This window comes from Streptomyces sp. NPDC001770 (assembly GCF_053596135.1).
The window spans coordinates 1-16,444 of record NZ_JBSFFN010000075.1 but is presented as its reverse complement, the minus strand read 5'-3'; the positions used below and the strand labels follow the sequence as shown (position 1 = coordinate 16,444).

Here is a 16,444-nt window from a genome sequence, read left to right as displayed (position 1 = left end):
GACGTCGGGGACCACGGTGACGGAGCCGGGTGGCGAGCCGGAGAGTACGGCCGGAGGTCCGGGGAGTCCCCGGACCGCCGCTCCTTTTTCGCGTACGGATTTCCGCCGGGCCCTCTCGCCCGCATGATCTTCTTCCTGCTAGCGTGTACTTGCACATAGGTTGCAATAACAACTGCTGAGCATCTGAAGGGTCCCCACCATGGCCACCTACACGCTCCCGGAACTCCCGTACGACTACGCGGCGCTGGAACCGGTCATCAACCCGCAGATCATCGAGCTCCACCACGACAAGCACCACGCGGCGTACGTGAAGGGCGCGAACGACACCCTGGAGCAGCTGGAGGAGGCCCGGGAGAAGGAGGCCTGGGGCGCGGTCAACGGGCTGCAGAAGAACCTCGCGTTCCACCTCTCCGGGCACATCCTGCACTCGATCTACTGGCACAACATGACCGGCGACGGTGGCGGCGAACCGCTCGCGGCGGACGGTGTCGGCGACCTCGCGGACGCGATCACCGCCTCCTTCGGCTCGTTCGCCGGATTCAAGTCCCAGCTGACGAAGGCCGCCGCCACGACCCAGGGTTCGGGCTGGGGCGTGCTCGCGTACGAGCCGCTGAGCGGCCGGCTGATCGTCGAGCAGGTCTACGACCACCAGGGCAACGTCGGCCAGGGATCGGTGCCGATCCTCGTCTTCGACGCCTGGGAGCACGCCTTCTACCTCCAGTACAAGAACCAGAAGGTCGACTTCATCGAGGCGATGTGGCGGGTCGTCGACTGGCAGGACGTGGCCCGGCGGTACGCCGCCGCCCAGGCGCGCGAGAACGTGCTGCTGCTCGCCCCCTGACACTCCGGCCGCCGAGCCCGGCCGCTGAAGCGTCCTGCCTCGTGATCGTCTTCTCAACCCTCACCCGGCAGGCGGATGGACGGAGAGCCCCCGCGGAGACATGGTCCGCGGGGGCTCTCCCCTGTCCGCCCGGGAGCGCCGGACCTCAGACGCGGAAGACCGCGCCGATGAACTCCGCGAGCAGACGCTCCTTCAGCCGTCCCGGCAGGGCGTCCAGCAGCACCAGCACCGGGGCCATCCGGCCGGGCAGACCGGCGTCCCCGTCGAGACCGGCGAAGGCGAGCACCCCCGCGACCTCCTCCGGCCCGAGCGTGTCCGGGTCCAGGCCGGCGGCGAGCGCGGCGAGTGCGGGGTCGACCGCGACCGGCTCCAGCGCGCGGGCGGCGACCAGCGCCTTCGCCAGGTCGGCGAGGAGGGCGTCGACCTGGCCGACGGTGGCCGGGGTGAGCGTGAGGTGCAGGTTGGGCGGGAGGCCGTCGAAGGAGAGCTGGGGCTGGAGGTACCAGCCGAGCTCGCGCATCTCGTCGGCGAGGTGGAGCAGCAGGCTCAGGTCGGGGGCTCCCTCGTCGGACCCCGCTTCCGGTCCGAGCACGGTGAACGCCACCAGTCCGGCGGCGGGTTCACCGAGGACCCGGAGGCCGGGGAGGGCGCGCAGCCCGGCCAGCAGCCGGTCGGACGCCTCGGCGACCCGGCCGGCGAGTGCGGTGTAGCCGTCCTCGCCCACGTGGTGGAGCGCGGCCCATGCCTGGGCGAGCAGTCCGCCGGACTTGGTGCCCTGGACGGTGGGGTTGACGACCGGGTAGCCGGGCCAGCCGGCATGCGCGAAGTACTGGTGGCGGCGGAGTCCGGCGTCCCGGTAGAGCACCACGGAGGCGCCCTTGTCGGCGTACCCGTACTTGTGGAGGTCGACGGAGAGCGAGGTGACCCCGGGCACCGACAGGTCGAACGGCGGGATGTCCCGTCCGGCGCGCCGCAGATGGGGCAGCAGCCAGCCGCCGATGCAGGCGTCGACGTGGCAGAGGACCCCGCGCGCGGAGGCCGCTGCGGCGATCTCGGCGACCGGGTCGATCACCCCGTGGGCGTACGAGGGGGTGGAGGCGACCACCAGGGCGGTGCGGTCGGTGAGGGCGGCGGCCATCGCGTCGGCGTCGGCCCGGAAGGTGACCGGGTCGACGGGGACGACGACCGGTTCCAGGCCCAGGTAGTGGGCGGCCTTGTGGAAGGCCGCGTGGGCGGTGGAGGGCAGCACCAGTTGAGGGTCCGTCACCCCGCGAGCGGCACGGGCGTGGTCGCGGGCGGTCTTGACGGCGAGCAGGATGCTCTCGGTGCCGCCGCTGGTGAAGGTGCCCTGGGCGCCGGGGACGCCGAGGAGGTCGACGGCGGCGCGGACCAGATCGTTCTCCAGCCGGGCGACGCTGGGGAAGACGGTGGGGTCGAGCCCGTTGACGGTGGCGAAGGCGGTGTACGCCTCGGCCGTCAGCTCGTCGAGTCCGTCGAGCCCGGCGTCGTAGACGTAGGCGAAGGTGCGCCCGCCCCGGGTGGGGGCGTCGGCGCCGCGCAGGGCGCGGAGTTCGGCCAGCACCTCGGCGGCGGGGCGGCCGGTCGCGGCGGGGGCGGGTACGGGGTCAGTCGGCACGGGTCAGGTCCTCGTTCGGGGCGGCTTTCGGGGCGGAAGGGGTCACGGCGGTGGGTCCGGCCTCCTCGCGGTAGCGGTGCAGCAGCCAGAGGCTGGCGGCGGCGAGGACGGCGGGCACCAGGCTCATCCCGGCGGTGATGCCGGTGAGGGCGGCGGCGGGCTGGGCGACCTCATGGTCGGCGTCCGAGGAGCGGAACCCCGTCACCGCGAGGACCAGCGCGAACACCCCGGCGCCCAGGGCGAAGGCGAGGGTCTCGGCGGCCGTCCACAGTCCGGTGAAGGTAGCGGTCCTGCGCTTGCCGGTGCGGACCGCGTCAGCGGCGAGGGTGTCGGCCAGCAGGGTCAGCGGCAGCAGCTGGAGGCCTGCGTACGCGATGCCGACCGCGGCCACCGCGAGGTAGCCGAGTACCGGGCCGGCCGGCCCGGTGAAGGCGAGGGCGACGGCCCCGGCGATGTAGAGCAGCGAGGCGCACCACTGTGCGTACCGGGTGCCCTTGTGGCGGGCGAGCCGGTTCCAGAGCGGCATGAAGAGCACCAGCGGGCCGATCATGCAGGCGAAGAGCGGCGTCACCGCGGACGCCGAGCCCAGGGTGTAGGTGGCGAAGTACTGGACGCCCGCGAGCATCACGCCGATCGCCAGCGCCTGGAGCGTCCACATGCCGGCGAGATTGAGGAAGGGCACATGGGTGCGGGCGGCGGCGAGCTGGGCGCGGAGGGAGGGTTCGGCCTCGCTGCGGGCGACGGTGGGGGCCCACCGGGTGGTGAACCAGGCGCCGAACATGCCCGCCGCGAGGAGCACGGCGACGACGACGCCCATCAGCCGGTAGCTCGCGGGGGTGTCGCCCTCCGCGTGCGCGATGGCGGGGGCCAGGGCGCCGGAGAGCAGGATGGCCACGCCGAGGAACGCCACCCGCCAGGCCAGCACCCGGCCCCGCTCGGCGGGATCCTCGGTCATCTCGGCGGGCATCGTCACGTACGGCACCTGGAACACGGCGTACGCGGTCGCGGCGAGCAGGAAGAGCACGGCGACGTATCCGGCGGCGGCTCCCCCGCGCAGGTCCGGGGCGGCGAAGATCAGCGCGAAGGACGGCGGCAGGGTGCAGGCGCCGATCAGCAGGAAGGGGCGGCGGGGGCCGCCGCGCAGGCGACTGCGGTCGGAGGCCGCGCCGACCAGCGGGTTGACGAGGACGTCCCACGCCTTGGGGAGGAAGACGGCGGCCCCCGCGACGGCGGCGGGCACGGCCAGCACGTCGGTGAGGTAGTAGAGCAGGACGAGACCGGGCACGGTGGAGAAGGTGCCGGTGGCGAGGGAACCGAGGCCGTAACCGACGCGCACCCGGCGGGGCAGGGCGGACGCGGGTCGCGGGGGTCTGTCGGCGGGCATGCGCCGATCATGCGGCGGACGCACCGGGGGAACAAGGGTTCGCGTGTTGCGGGTGTGCGAACGAATGCGGGGCCGGCCGCGGGGCGGCGCCCGCCCCCGCGGCCGGCCCGCCCCCGGTACGCTCGCCCCGCGCCGGCCCGTGCCCCGTACGACCGTGCCCGTACGGCGGCGTGGATCAGTCGAAGACCGGGCCCTGGGTGCGGGTCCGCTTGAGTTCGTAGAAGCCGGGGACCGAGGCGACCAGCAGCGTGCCGTCCCAGAGCTTCGCCGCGGCCTCGCCCTTGGGGGCGGGGGTCACGACCGGGCCGAAGAACGCGACCTGCTCGCCGTCGGCGCCGGGCACGGCGATGACCGGGGTGCCGACCTCCTGGCCGACCTTGTCGATGCCCTCCTGGTGGGAGGCGCGCAGCTCGGCGTCGTAGGTGGCGTCGTCCATGAAGTCGGCGAGCGAGGCGGGCAGGCCGACGTCGGCGAGCGCACCGAGGACCGCTTCGCGGGTCGGGCCCTCGCCGTTGTTGTGGAAGCGGGTGCCGAGCGCGGTGTAGAGCGGGCCGGTGACCTCGTCACCGTGCAGCTGCTGGGCGGCGACGACGACCCGGACCGGGCCCCACGCCTTCTTCTCCAGCATGTCGCGGTACTCCTCGGGCAGCTGGTCCAGCTTGTCCTCGTTGAGGACGGCGAGGCTCATCACGTGCCAGCGGACCTCGACGTCGCGGACCTTCTCGACCTCGAGCATCCAGCGGGAGGTCATCCACGCCCACGGGCAGAGCGGGTCGAACCAGAAGTCCGCGGGGGTCTTGCCGGGTGCGGTGGTGGTGTCGGGCATGTCTCTCCTTGGCAGCGTCGGTCTCCGCGCGGCACAACGCGTGGGGCCGTCAGGAGATTCCCCTGAGATTCCGCGCAGAGCGGCATGCGAGGATCAAAACATTCGATATCGAGCCACGAAGGAGTGCCGGTGCCCGGTGAGAACCTGTCCCGCGAAGAGGCCCGCGAGCGGGCGGAGCTGCTGACGGTCGACGGATACGAGATCGCTCTCGATCTGCGGTCCGCCACCGGCGGGGCCGATGAGGAGGGCGCCCCGCGCACTTTCCGGTCCGTGACCACGATCCGCTTCCGCTCGGCCCGCGCGGGTGCCTCCACCTTCGCCGACCTGATCGCCCCGGGCGTGGACGCGGTGACCCTGAACGGCACCGCGCTCGACCCGGCGGCCGTCTTCGACGGGGTCCGGGTGGCGCTGGACGGCCTGGCCGAGGGCGAGAACGTCCTGGTGGTCGACGCGCGTTGCGCGTACAGCCGTACCGGCGAGGGAATGCACCGGTTCGTCGACCCGGAGGACGGCGAGGTCTACCTCTACACGCAGTACGAGCCGGCCGACGCCCGCCGGGTCTTCGCCAACTTCGAGCAGCCCGACCTCAAGGCCCCGTACCGCTTCGAGGTGGCGGCCCCCGAGGGCTGGCGGGTGTGGAGCAACGGCGCCGAGGAGTCCCACGAGGGCGGGGTGTGGCGGTTCGCCGAGACCAAGCCGATCTCGACGTACATCACCACCGTGGTCGCGGGGCCGTACCACTACGTGACCGACCACTACTCCCGTACCTTCGAGGACGGCAGCACGCTGGAGATCCCGCTCGGCGCGATGTGCCGCAAGGGTCTCGCCCGCCACTTCGACGCGGACGACGTCTTCCTCATCACCAAGCAGGGCCTGGACTTCTTCCACGACCACTTCGACTACCCGTACCCGTTCGGGAAGTACGACCAGGCGTTCGTGCCGGAGTACAACCTCGGCGCCATGGAGAACCCGGGGATGGTCACCTTCCGCGAGGAGTACATCTACCGCGGCAAGGTCACCACCGCGTCCTACGAGCGCCGGGCCAACGTCATCCTGCACGAGATGGCGCACATGTGGTTCGGCGACCTCGTCACCATGAGCTGGTGGGACGACCTGTGGCTGAAGGAGTCCTTCGCGGACTTCATGGGCTCCTTCTCGATGGTCGAGGCGACCCGCTTCACCAACGGCTGGATCACCTTCGCCAACAACCGGAAGGCGTGGGCCTACCGGGCCGACCAGCTGCCCTCCACCCACCCGGTCACGGCCGACATCCGCGACCTGGAGGACGCCAAGCTGAACTTCGACGGCATCACGTACGCCAAGGGCGCCTCGGTGCTGAAGCAGCTCGTGGCGTACGTCGGACGGGACGCGTTCCTCGAAGGCGCCCGGCGCTACTTCAAGCAGCACGCCTACGGCAACACCCGCCTCGGCGACCTGCTGTCGGTGCTCGCCGACACCTCCGGCCGCGACATGACCGCCTGGTCCGGCGCCTGGCTCCAGACGGCGGGCGTCAACAGCCTCACGCCGGTGCTGTCGTACGACTCCGAGGGCCGGATCGCCGAGCTCGCCGTGGTCCAGGAGGCCGCCGCCTCCCATCCGGAACTGCGCCCGCACCGGATCGCGGTGGGCCTGTACCGGCACGACGGGAACGGCGCGCTGGCGCGGTACGCCCGCGTCGAGACGGACGTGGCGGGGGCGCGGACGGTCGTCGCCGAGCTGGCCGGGGCCGAGAAGCCCGAGCTGGTCCTCGTCAACGACGACGACCTGACGTACTGCAAGGTCCGCTTCGACGAGCGCTCGCTCGCCACCCTGCGCGACCACCTCGGCGCCGTCACCGACCCGCTGGCCCGCGCGCTCTGCTGGTCGGCGCTGTGGAACATGACCCGCGACGGGCTGATGCCGGCCCGCGACTTCATCGCTCTGGTCCTCGCCTTCGCCGGGCGCGAGTCGGACATCGGGGTGCTCCAGATGCTGCACAACTGGGCCCTCTCCGCACTCACCCACTACGCGGCCCCGGCCTGGCGCGAGGAGGGCGGCAGGCTGCTGGCCGAGGGTGCGCTGCGCGAGCTGCGGCTCGCCGTGCCGGGCGGCCAGGACCAGCTGACCTGGGCCCGGTTCTTCGCCTCGACGGCCTCGTCGGACGAGGACTTCCGCCTGCTGGGCGAGCTGCTCGACGGCTCCGCCACGATCGACGGCCTCGCCGTCGATCAGGAGCTGCGCTGGGCGTTCCTCTTCCCGCTGGCCGCGCACGGCCTGGCCGACGAGGCGGCGATCGGCGCCGAACTGGCCCGCGACGACACGGCGTCGGGCAAGCGCCACCAGGTGCGCTGCCTCGCGGCGCGCCCCTCGGCGGCGGTCAAGGACCAGGCGTGGGCAGCGGTCGTGGAGTCCGACCGGCTCTCCAACGCCCTGGTGGAGGCGACCATCGCCGGTTTCGTCCGGCCCTCGCAGCGCGGACTCCTCGCGCCGTACACCGGGAAGTACTTCGCGGCGATCGAGCGGGTCTGGAAGGAGCGCTCCATCCAGATCGGGATGCACGTGGTCTCGGGCCTGTTCCCGGGGCTCCAGGACGACCCGGCCACCCTGGAGGCCACCGACGCCTGGCTGAAGGAGCACGAGGACGCCGCGCCCGCGCTGCGCCGCCTGGTGCTGGAGGCCCGCGACGACCTGGCGCGCGCGCTGCGCGGTCAGGAGTGCGACGCGGCGGCCTGACCCCCGCGGGGGCTGCCCGGGCGGGTCCCGGGCAACCCCCGCACGGCGGCCCATTTCGATCATCGGTCCGTACGCAGGGGAGCCGGGCTGTCCTGGTATGGCGACGGGCCTGTAACAGGGGTTAGCGGCCGGTCCGTCGGCGGAAGGCCCCTGTGCATGAACCACGACACGTCCCTGTCCTCCCCCCGCGCCCTCCCCCGCACGCCCGGGGCGGACCTCCGGGTGGTCACCGGCGCACAGCTGCGGCGGCAGGGCCTGACCGCCGCCCAGGTCTCCGGGCGCTGTACGCCCCGCGGTCCCTGGCAGCAGCTGCTGCCCGGCGTCTACCTGCTGCACACCGGACCGGCCGACGGGCGGGAGCGGCTGCGCGCGGCACTGCTGTACGCGGGCCGCCCCACCGCCGGGCGCCGCGGCAGGGACACCGCGGCCGGTCCGGACCTCGTCGCGGGTACGGACCTCGTCGCCGGCACGGGCGACGCCGGGGACGCCGTCGCCGCCGGGGACGCCGTCGTCACCGGGGTGGCGGCTCTGGCGCTGCACGGCTTCGCCGCGGCGCCGCCCGTACCGGCGCTCACCCGGGTCGACGTCCTCGTGCCGCGCACCAGGCGGCTGCGGGCGGCGGGCTTCGTCCGGGTGGTGCGCACGGCCCTCCCCCGGGAGCGGGTGACGGTCGGCGGGATTCCGGTGGTGACCGCGGAGCGGGCCGTCGCCGACGTGGTGGCCGGGCTCGACGAGCCGGTCGCGGTACGCCTGCTGCTGACCGAGGCGGTCCGCGACGGACACTGCGAACCCGGCGCGGTCGTCGCCGAGTTGAGCGCGGCGAAGCTGCTGGGCCGGCCCGCGGTGACCCGCGCGGTGGAGCTGCTGCTCGCGGAGGGCCGGAGCATCGCCGAGGAGCGGCTGTACGCGATGGTGCGGCTGCACCGGCTGCCCGAGCCGGTGTGGAACGTGGACCTGCGGCTGCCCGGCGGCCCGCAGCTGGGCAGCGTGGACGCCTACTGGCCCGAGGAGGCGGTGGCGGTGGAGCTGGACACCGTCCACGCGTCCCGCCACGCCGCCGCCTCCGCGCCCCGGCCCGCCCCGCGCGGGTCGCGCCGCCTCGACGGACGGGACCCGGGACCGGCCGCGCACGCGGTGCGGCGGGAGCATCTGGAGCGGCTCGGGGTTACGGTGGTGCGGCTCCGGGCGGAGCGGCTGCGCGAGGCGATGGAGGAGCAGGCGGACCTGGTACGGACGGCGCTGTGCGCGGCGCGGGACCGGGAACCGGCGGCGTACGTGGTCGCGTCGCCCCGCTGAGCGGAGTGGGGGGCTCCGGGCGGGACGGCTCGCCGAGGCTCTGACAAGGTCATGATCTGACACCTTTTCTCCCCGGTGACGCAGGGGCAGCGGTGGCGGATCTACGCCATGTCGTCTACGCGCCTCCGTCAACTCTCCACAAAACCCTGTCGGATACGAAAGGGTGAGCGGTCATCCGGTACCGAATTCCGGACTCATTCTTTCCGATCGCAGGGATGCTGATGACCAAGGATTCCCCCGGCTCCATACCGACGGCGAGACGGGTCGCCCGGGTGGCGGCCGCAGCGGGTCTGGTGGCCGCGCTCGCCGCCACCGCCACCACCCCGGTCTTCGCCGCCGACGACCCGGCCCCGACCACCGTCAAGCCCGCCGCCGCGAGCCAGTCCGGCGACAAGCTCGGCAAGTCCGACGCGGAGGTGCTGGCGCAGGCCGAGGCCCAGGGCGAGAAGTCCGTCACGCTGATGGTCGCGACGAAGCCCGGCGCGACCGAGCAGGTCAAGAGCCAGCTCGACGCCGTCAGCGGCTCGGTGCCCGGCATCACGTACGACAAGCTCGGTTACGTCCGGGCGACCGTCCCGACCAAGACGGCGAAGGCCACCATCGCCTCGGCCTCGAAGCTGTCGTCGGTGCTCGGCATCGACCTCCAGCAGGAGATCGAGCTGGACGACCCGACGCCGTCGGCCGACCGTGCCGCCGGCGCGAAGACGGCCAGGACGTCCTCCTCGTACGCGGCGCCGTCGAAGAAGACGCCCGCGAAGAACCCGTACAACCCGTCCTTCGAGACGGGTGCGGTCGACTTCGTGAAGCAGAACCCGAAGGCGGACGGCCGGGGCATCACCATCGGCATCCTGGACTCCGGTGTGGACCTCGCCCACCCGGCGCTCCAGAAGACCAGCACCGGCGAGCGCAAGATCGTCGACTGGGTGACCGCGACCGACCCGGTCAGCGACGGCGACGGCACCTGGCTGCGGATGACGCAGGCCGTCTCCGGCCCGTCGTTCACCCTCGGCGGTGTCACGTACAAGGCGCCCGCGGGCTCGTACAAGTTCAGCCTGTTCCGGGAGTCCGCCACCAACGGCGGCGAGATGGCGGGCGACCTCAACCGCGACGGTGACAACACCGACAGCTGGGGCGTGCTGTACGACCCGGTCACCGGTGTGACCCGGGTGGACCTGAACAGCAATGGGGACTTCTCCGACGACACGGCCCTCAAGCCGTACAACGAGAAGTTCCAGGTCGCCTACTTCGGCAAGGACGACCCGCGCACCGATGTCGCCGAGCGCATCCCGTTCGTCGTGGAGACGCGCAAGAACGTCGTCTACAACGCGGCGGGCGCCACCTCGGACTACGTCAGCATCGGTGTCATCGAGGGCGAGCACGGTACGCACGTCGCGGGCATCACCGCGGCCAACGGCCTGTTCGGCGGCGCGATGAACGGCGCGGCCCCCGGCGCGAAGATCGTCTCCTCGCGTGCCTGCACCTGGTCCGGCGGCTGCACCAACATCGCGCTCACCGAGGGCATGATCGACCTCGTCGTGAACCGCGGTGTCGACGTCGTCAACATGTCGATCGGCGGCCTGCCGCCGCTCAACGACGGCAACAACGCCCGCGCCGAGCTGTACAAGCAGCTCATCGACATCTACGGCGTCCAGCTGGTCATCTCGGCCGGCAACGACGGCCCGGGCGTGAACACCATCGGTGACCCCGGTCTCGCCGACCACGTCATCTCGGTGGGCGCGTCGATCTCCAAGGACACCTGGGCGGCCAACTACGGCTCCCTGGTGACCAAGAAGTACGACATGCTGCCCTTCTCCTCGCGCGGTCCGCGTGAGGACGGCGGATTCGCGCCGATCATCAGCGCCCCCGGCGCGGCGATCAACACCACCCCGACCTGGCTGCCCGGTGTTCCGGTCGCCGAGGCGGGCTACTCGCTGCCGGCCGGCTACTCGATGCTCCAGGGAACCTCGATGGCCTCCCCGCAGGCCGCCGGCGCCACCGCGCTGCTGCTCTCCGCCGCGAAGCAGAAGCACATCGAGCTGCCCCCGGCCGATCTGCGCACCGCGCTGACCAGCTCCGCGACCCAGATCAAGAACGTGCCGGCGCACGCCCAGGGTTCCGGTCTGATCAACATCCTGGACGCGTGGAAGCTCATCAAGAAGGGCGCCACGGCCAACGAGTACGCGGTCAAGGCCCCGGTCGACACCTCGATCGACTTCGCGCTCAAGGACCCGGGCTTCGGCACCGGCCTCTACGACCGTGAGGGCGGCCTGAAGACCGGCCAGAAGAAGACGTACGACGTGGTCATCACCCGTACGACGGGCGCCGACCGCGACGTGGCGCACAAGCTGTCGTGGAAGAACGACGACGGCACCTTCAAGCTGGTCGGCCCGAGCACCGTCAAGCTGCCGCTCGGCACCCCGGTGACCGTGAAGGTCCAGGCGCAGCCGCGCTCGGCCGGCACGCACAGCGCCATCCTGGAGGTGAACGACGCCAAGACCGTGGGCGTGGACCAGCAGATCCTGGCCACCGTCGTCGTCGCCACCGACATCGAGGCCCCGGCGAACGCGTTCAAGGCGTCCGGCTCGGTGCAGCGCAACAGCACCACGTCGTACTTCCTGAACGTGCCCGAGGGCGCCAAGACGCTGGAGGTCGCGCTCAGCGGCCTGCGCTCGGGCAGCCAGACGCGGTTCATCTCGATCCACCCGTACGGCGTGGCGATCGAGGACAGCTCCACGATCTACTGCTACCCGAACTACACGAGCCCGACCAACACCTGCCGCCCGGACGCGCGTGCCTACCAGGCCCCGCAGCCCGGCGTGTGGGAGATCGAGGTCGAGGCCCGCCGTACGTCGCCGCTCCTGGACAACCCGTTCAAGCTCGACGTCTCGCTGCTCGGCGCGACCTTCGACCCGGCGGTGCAGACCATCGCCGAGGCGAAGATCGGCACCCCGGCCGCGGTGCACTGGACCGTCACCAACGAGGCCGCCGCGCTGACCGGCAACCTCAAGGGCGGCAGCCTCGGTTCGGCCGCCGTCGAGCGTCCGTCGATCTCCACGGGCCAGTCGCAGACGTTCCAGGTGACCGTCCCGGCGGGCGCCGAGAAGCTCGACGTCGCCATCGGCTCCACCTCGGACACCAACGCGGACATCGACCTGTACGTCTACCTCGGTGGCGTCCAGGTCGGCGCCTCGACCACCGCCGGTTCCGAGGAGTCGGTGAGCATCGCCTCGCCGCCCGCCGGTACCTACACGGTCGAGGTGGACGGCTACGACGTTCCGTCCGGCACCACCGCGTACGACTACCGGGACGTGTACTACTCCGCGGCGCTCGGCACGATCAAGGTCGACGAGTCGACCCCGGTCAGCCTGGCGAGCGGCGCGTCCGCCGACTTCGGCGCCGAGGTGCTCGTCGCCGCGGCGGCCCCCGCGGGCCGGCAGTTCTTCGGCGAGGTCCAGCTGGTGAACTCCCACGGCACCGCCGCGGGCACCGGCAGCGTCCTGATCGACAAGGTCACCGGGTAACACCCCGGCGGCCGGTCCTCGGACCGGCCGCCGGACCGGCGGGGCGGGCGCTCTCACGGGCGCCCGCCCCGCCGCACGTCCGGGGCCGGGCGGAGCGGGGAAGCGGGGCTCAACCGGCTGCCGACGAGCCCCGGCGCCCCGCCGAAGATGTTCGCTCCCCGGGCCCGCGCGACGGCAGAACCTGCGGCCGGGGCGGCAGGAGTCCGCAGGCCGGACAATGGATTGGACAAGGTGGGCAGGGACATACGCATCATGGGGCGGCAAAGGGCCGCACCTCGTACCCGCTCACCAGGGACGACGGGACGGGCCCCCCGGGCCGCACACACGTACAGAGGAGTCTTCCGTGAAGGTCGGAATCGTCGGCGCCACCGGTCAGGTCGGCACAGTCCTGCGCAAGATCCTGGCCGAGCGTGAGTTCCCGGTCACCCAGCTGCGGCTGTTCGCCTCGGCCCGCTCCGCGGGCTCCACGATCGACTTCAAGGGCACCGAGGTCACCGTCGAGGACGCCTCCACCGCCGACTACACGGGCCTGCAGATCGTCATCTTCTCCGCCGGCGGCGCCACCTCCCGGGCCCTCGCGGAGAAGGTCGCCCGGCAGGGCGCCGTGGTGATCGACAACTCCTCCGCCTGGCGCATGGACCCCGAGGTCCCGCTGGTCGTCTCCGAGGTCAACCCGAAGGCCGCGCTGGACCGCCCCAAGGGCATCATCGCCAACCCGAACTGCACCACGATGGCCGCGATGCCCGTGCTGCGCCCCCTGCACGACGAGGCGGGTCTGGAGACCCTCACCGTCGCCACCTACCAGGCGGTCTCCGGCTCCGGTGTCGCCGGCGTCTCCGAGCTGCACGGCCAGGCCTCCAAGGTCGTCGCCGACGCGGACCGGCTGACCCACGACGGCGGGGCCGTGGACTTCCCGGAGCCCGGCGTCTACAAGCGCCCGATCGCCTTCAACGTGGTGCCGCTGGCGGGTTCGATCGTGGACGACGGCTCGTTCGAGACGGACGAGGAGCAGAAGCTCCGCAACGAGTCCCGCAAGATCCTCGGCATCCCGGAGCTCAAGGTCTCCGGCACCTGCGTGCGCGTGCCGGTCTTCTCCGGCCACTCGCTCCAGATCAACGCCCGGTTCGCGCGTCCGATCAGCGTCGAGCGTGCCTACGAGCTGCTCGGGAACGCCGAGGGCGTCGAGCTCTCCGAGATTCCCACCCCGCTCCAGGCGGCCGGCAAGGACCCCTCGTACGTCGGCCGCATCCGGGTCGACGAGACCGTCGAGCACGGCCTCGCGCTCTTCGTCTCCAACGACAACCTCCGCAAGGGCGCGGCCCTGAACGCGGTGCAGATCGCGGAGCTGGTGGCGGCCGAGCTGAACGGCTGACCCACCCGAGGGGGCGGCCACCGGTGACCACCGGTGGCCGCCCCCTCGCGCTTGGTTTCCCCGGCTCCGCTCCGCGCGAAAGCGCTTAACGCCCCGCACCCCTGACGTGGAAGGATGACCCGAAACGTCACCATCGAAGGAGATGACCGGGTGCCTGGCACGAATCTGACCCGCGAAGAGGCACAGGAGCGGGCCCGCCTGCTGACCGTGGACTCCTACGAGGTCGAGCTCGACCTCTCCGGGGCGCAGGAAGGCGGGTCCTTCCGGTCCGTCACCACCGTGCGCTTCGAATCCGCGGAGGCCGGTGCGGAGACCTTCATCGACCTCATCGCCCCCGCCGTGCACGACGTCGTCCTCAACGGCACCTCGCTGGACGTCGCCGCCGTCTTCCGCGACGCGCGGATCGCCCTGCCGCACCTGCGCGAGGGCGCGAACGAGCTGAAGGTCGTCGCCGACTGCGCGTACACCAACACCGGTGAGGGCCTGCACCGGTTCGTCGACCCGGTGGACGAGCAGGCGTACCTCTACACCCAGTTCGAGGTGCCGGACGCGCGGCGGGTGTTCGCCAGCTTCGAGCAGCCCGACCTGAAGGCCACCTTCGCCTTCACCGTCAAGGCCCCCGCGGGCTGGACCGTGATCTCGAACTCCCCGACGCCCGAGCCGGCGGACGACGTCTGGACCTTCGCGCCGACGCCCCGCATCTCGACGTACATCACCGCACTGATCGCCGGCCCGTACCACTCGGTGCACAGCAGCTACGAGCGCGACGGCCAGACGGTGCCGCTCGGCATCTACTGCCGCCCCTCGCTCGCCGAACACCTCGACGCGGAGCACATCTTCGAGGTCACCCGGCTGGGCTTCGACTGGTTCCAGCAGAAGTTCGACTACGCGTACCCGTTCGCCAAGTACGACCAGCTCTTCGTACCGGAGTTCAACGCCGGCGCGATGGAGAACGCGGGCGCGGTCACCATCCGCGACCAGTACGTCTTCCGCTCCAAGGTCACCGACGCCGCGTACGAGGGCCGCGCGGAGACCATCCTCCACGAGCTGGCCCACATGTGGTTCGGCGACCTGGTCACCATGGAGTGGTGGAACGACCTCTGGCTGAACGAGTCGTTCGCCACCTACACCTCGATCGCCTGCCTGGCGGACGCCGAGGGCTCGTGGTGGCCGCAGTCGTGGACCACGTTCGCCAACTCCATGAAGACCTGGGCGTACCGGCAGGACCAGCTGCCGTCCACCCACCCGATCATGGCGGAGATCAACGACCTCGACGACGTCCTCGTCAACTTCGACGGGATCACCTACGCCAAGGGCGCCTCGGTCCTCAAGCAGCTCGTCGCGTACGTCGGCAAGGACGAGTTCTTCGCGGGCGTGCAGGCGTACTTCAAGGCGCACGCCTTCGGCAACACCCGGCTCACCGACCTGCTGGGCGCGCTGGAGAAGACCTCCGGCCGCGACCTGAAGACCTGGTCGAAGTCCTGGCTGGAAACGGCCGGCATCAACATCCTGCGCCCGTCGATCGAGACGGACGCCGAGGGCCGCATCACCTCCTTCGCCGTGCTCCAGGAGGCCCCGGCGCTCCCGGCCGGCGCCAAGGGCGAGCCGACGCTGCGCCCGCACCGCATCGCGATCGGCTTCTACGACCTCGGCGCCGACGGCAAGCTGGTCCGCGGCGAGCGGATCGAGCTGGACGTGGACGGCGAGCGCACCGAGGTGGAGCTGCCCGAGGGCACGAAGCGCCCGGCCGTCGTGCTGCTCAACGACGACGACCTCAGTTACGCGAAGGTCCGGCTCGACGAGGAGTCGCTGCGGTTCGTCACCGAGCACCTGGGCGACTTCGCCGAGTCGCTGCCGCGCGCGCTGTGCTGGGCCTCGGCCTGGGACATGACCCGCGACGGCGAGCTGGCGACCCGCGACTACCTCGCGCTGGTGCTGGCCGGCATCGGCAAGGAATCGGACATCGGTGTGGTGCAGTCGCTGCACCGTCAGCTGAAGCTGGCGCTCGACCAGTACGCGGCGCCGGAGTCCCGCGAGGCGCTGCTGACCCGCTGGACGGACGCCACCCTGGCGCACCTGAACGCGGCCGAGGCCGGCAGCGACCACCAGCTGGCCTGGGCCCGCGCCTTCGCGGCGACGGCCCGTACCCCGCAGCAGCTGGACCTGCTCCAGGGGCTGCTGGACGGCACCAAGGCGATCGAGGGCCTGGCCGTCGACACCGAGCTGCGCTGGGCGTTCGTGCAGCGTCTCTCCGCGACCGGTCTGCTCGACGAGGAGGAGATCGCCGCCGAGTACGAGCGCGACCGGACGGCGGCGGGCGAGCGGCACGCGGCCGAGGCCCGTGCCGCGCGTCCCTCCGAGGAGGCCAAGGCGGAGGCCTGGGCGCTGGTCGTGGAGTCCGACAAGCTGCCGAACGCCGTCCAGGAGGCCGTCATCGGCGGCTTCGTCCAGACCGAGCAGCGCGAGCTGCTGGCGCCGTACGCGGAGAAGTACTTCGCGGCGGTCAAGGAGGTCTGGGACAGCCGCAGCCACGAGATGGCCCAGCAGGTCGCGATCGGCCTCTACCCGGCGATCCAGGTCTCCCAGGAGACGCTGGACGCCACGGACGCCTGGCTGGCCTCGGCCGAGCCGAACGCGGCGCTGCGCCGGCTGATGTCGGAGTCCCGCGCGGGCGTCGAGCGCGCGCTGCGCGCCCAGGCGGCGGACGCCGCCGCCGCGACCGCGTAACACCGCGGCGGCAAGAGACGCGTGAGGGCGCCCTCCCCCGGTACGTACCGGGGCCGAGGTGCAGTTCGCCGTACGCGCCGAGAAGGGACGACCATCCCGGTCACCTGCGTACGGTCCGTGAGGTCGCAC

General features: G+C 72.0%; 9 protein-coding genes. 6 read left to right on the top strand and 3 right to left on the bottom strand.

The genetic code is table 11. The features are described 5' to 3' along the window. Positions 1–199: 199 nt before the first annotated feature. Positions 200–841: a superoxide dismutase gene (locus ACWCSV_RS34015; protein ID WP_451149032.1), complete on the top strand. Its 642-nt coding sequence runs from the start codon at positions 200–202 to the stop codon at positions 839–841. 145 nt (positions 842–986) lie between these two features. Here ACWCSV_RS34015 and ACWCSV_RS34010 read toward each other — a convergent pair whose 3' ends face one another. The 3 genes from ACWCSV_RS34010 to ACWCSV_RS34000 form a co-directional block, all read right to left on the bottom strand. Beyond that, positions 987–2,477 carry a pyridoxal phosphate-dependent decarboxylase family protein gene (locus ACWCSV_RS34010; protein WP_451149030.1) on the bottom strand — a complete coding sequence of 497 codons (1,491 nt, stop codon included), beginning with the start codon at positions 2,475–2,477 and terminating at the stop codon, positions 987–989. After that, positions 2,467–3,861: an MFS transporter gene (locus ACWCSV_RS34005; RefSeq protein WP_451149028.1), complete on the bottom strand. Its 1,395-nt coding sequence runs from the start codon at positions 3,859–3,861 to the stop codon at positions 2,467–2,469. Before ACWCSV_RS34005 ends, ACWCSV_RS34010 begins: the two co-directional genes overlap by 11 nt. 175 nt (positions 3,862–4,036) lie before the next feature. Then, positions 4,037–4,687, bottom strand: a complete 651-nt coding sequence (locus ACWCSV_RS34000; protein WP_451149026.1) for a mycothiol-dependent nitroreductase Rv2466c family protein — start codon at positions 4,685–4,687, stop codon at positions 4,037–4,039. 129 nt (positions 4,688–4,816) lie between these two features. Between ACWCSV_RS34000 and pepN (ACWCSV_RS33995) the strand changes: the two genes are divergently transcribed. The 5 genes from pepN (ACWCSV_RS33995) to pepN (ACWCSV_RS33975) all read left to right on the top strand — a co-directional run bounded on the left by pepN (ACWCSV_RS33995) (position 4,817) and on the right by pepN (ACWCSV_RS33975) (position 16,315). Beyond that, positions 4,817–7,399, top strand: a complete 2,583-nt coding sequence (gene pepN / locus ACWCSV_RS33995; protein ID WP_451149024.1) for an aminopeptidase N — start codon at positions 4,817–4,819, stop codon at positions 7,397–7,399. Between the two features lie 156 nt (positions 7,400–7,555). Beyond that, positions 7,556–8,695 (top strand): hypothetical protein, encoded by a 1,140-nt coding sequence (locus ACWCSV_RS33990; protein ID WP_451149022.1) that lies wholly within the window; start codon positions 7,556–7,558, stop codon positions 8,693–8,695. A gap of 215 nt (positions 8,696–8,910) precedes the next feature. After that, a complete protein-coding gene (locus tag ACWCSV_RS33985) occupies positions 8,911–12,216 on the top strand; it encodes a S8 family serine peptidase (protein WP_451149020.1) in 3,306 nt (1,101 codons plus the stop codon). Between the two features lie 343 nt (positions 12,217–12,559). Then, positions 12,560–13,588, top strand: a complete 1,029-nt coding sequence (locus tag ACWCSV_RS33980; protein ID WP_451149018.1) for an aspartate-semialdehyde dehydrogenase — start codon at positions 12,560–12,562, stop codon at positions 13,586–13,588. A 150-nt stretch (positions 13,589–13,738) separates the two neighbouring features. Next, a complete protein-coding gene (gene pepN / locus ACWCSV_RS33975) occupies positions 13,739–16,315 on the top strand; it encodes an aminopeptidase N (protein WP_451149016.1) in 2,577 nt (858 codons plus the stop codon). Positions 16,316–16,444 lie beyond the last annotated feature (129 nt).

Excerpts from the sequence above, each read along its gene's own strand:
- ACWCSV_RS34015 (WP_451149032.1), top strand. The coding sequence starts at position 200 with ATGGCCACCTACACGCTCCCGGAACTCCCGTACGACTACGCGGCGCTG.
- ACWCSV_RS34005 (WP_451149028.1), bottom strand. The coding sequence starts at position 3,861 with ATGCCCGCCGACAGACCCCCGCGACCCGCGTCCGCCCTGCCCCGCCGG.
- ACWCSV_RS34000 (WP_451149026.1), bottom strand. The coding sequence starts at position 4,687 with ATGCCCGACACCACCACCGCACCCGGCAAGACCCCCGCGGACTTCTGG.
- ACWCSV_RS33990 (WP_451149022.1), top strand. The coding sequence starts at position 7,556 with ATGAACCACGACACGTCCCTGTCCTCCCCCCGCGCCCTCCCCCGCACG.
- ACWCSV_RS33985 (WP_451149020.1), top strand. The coding sequence starts at position 8,911 with ATGCTGATGACCAAGGATTCCCCCGGCTCCATACCGACGGCGAGACGG.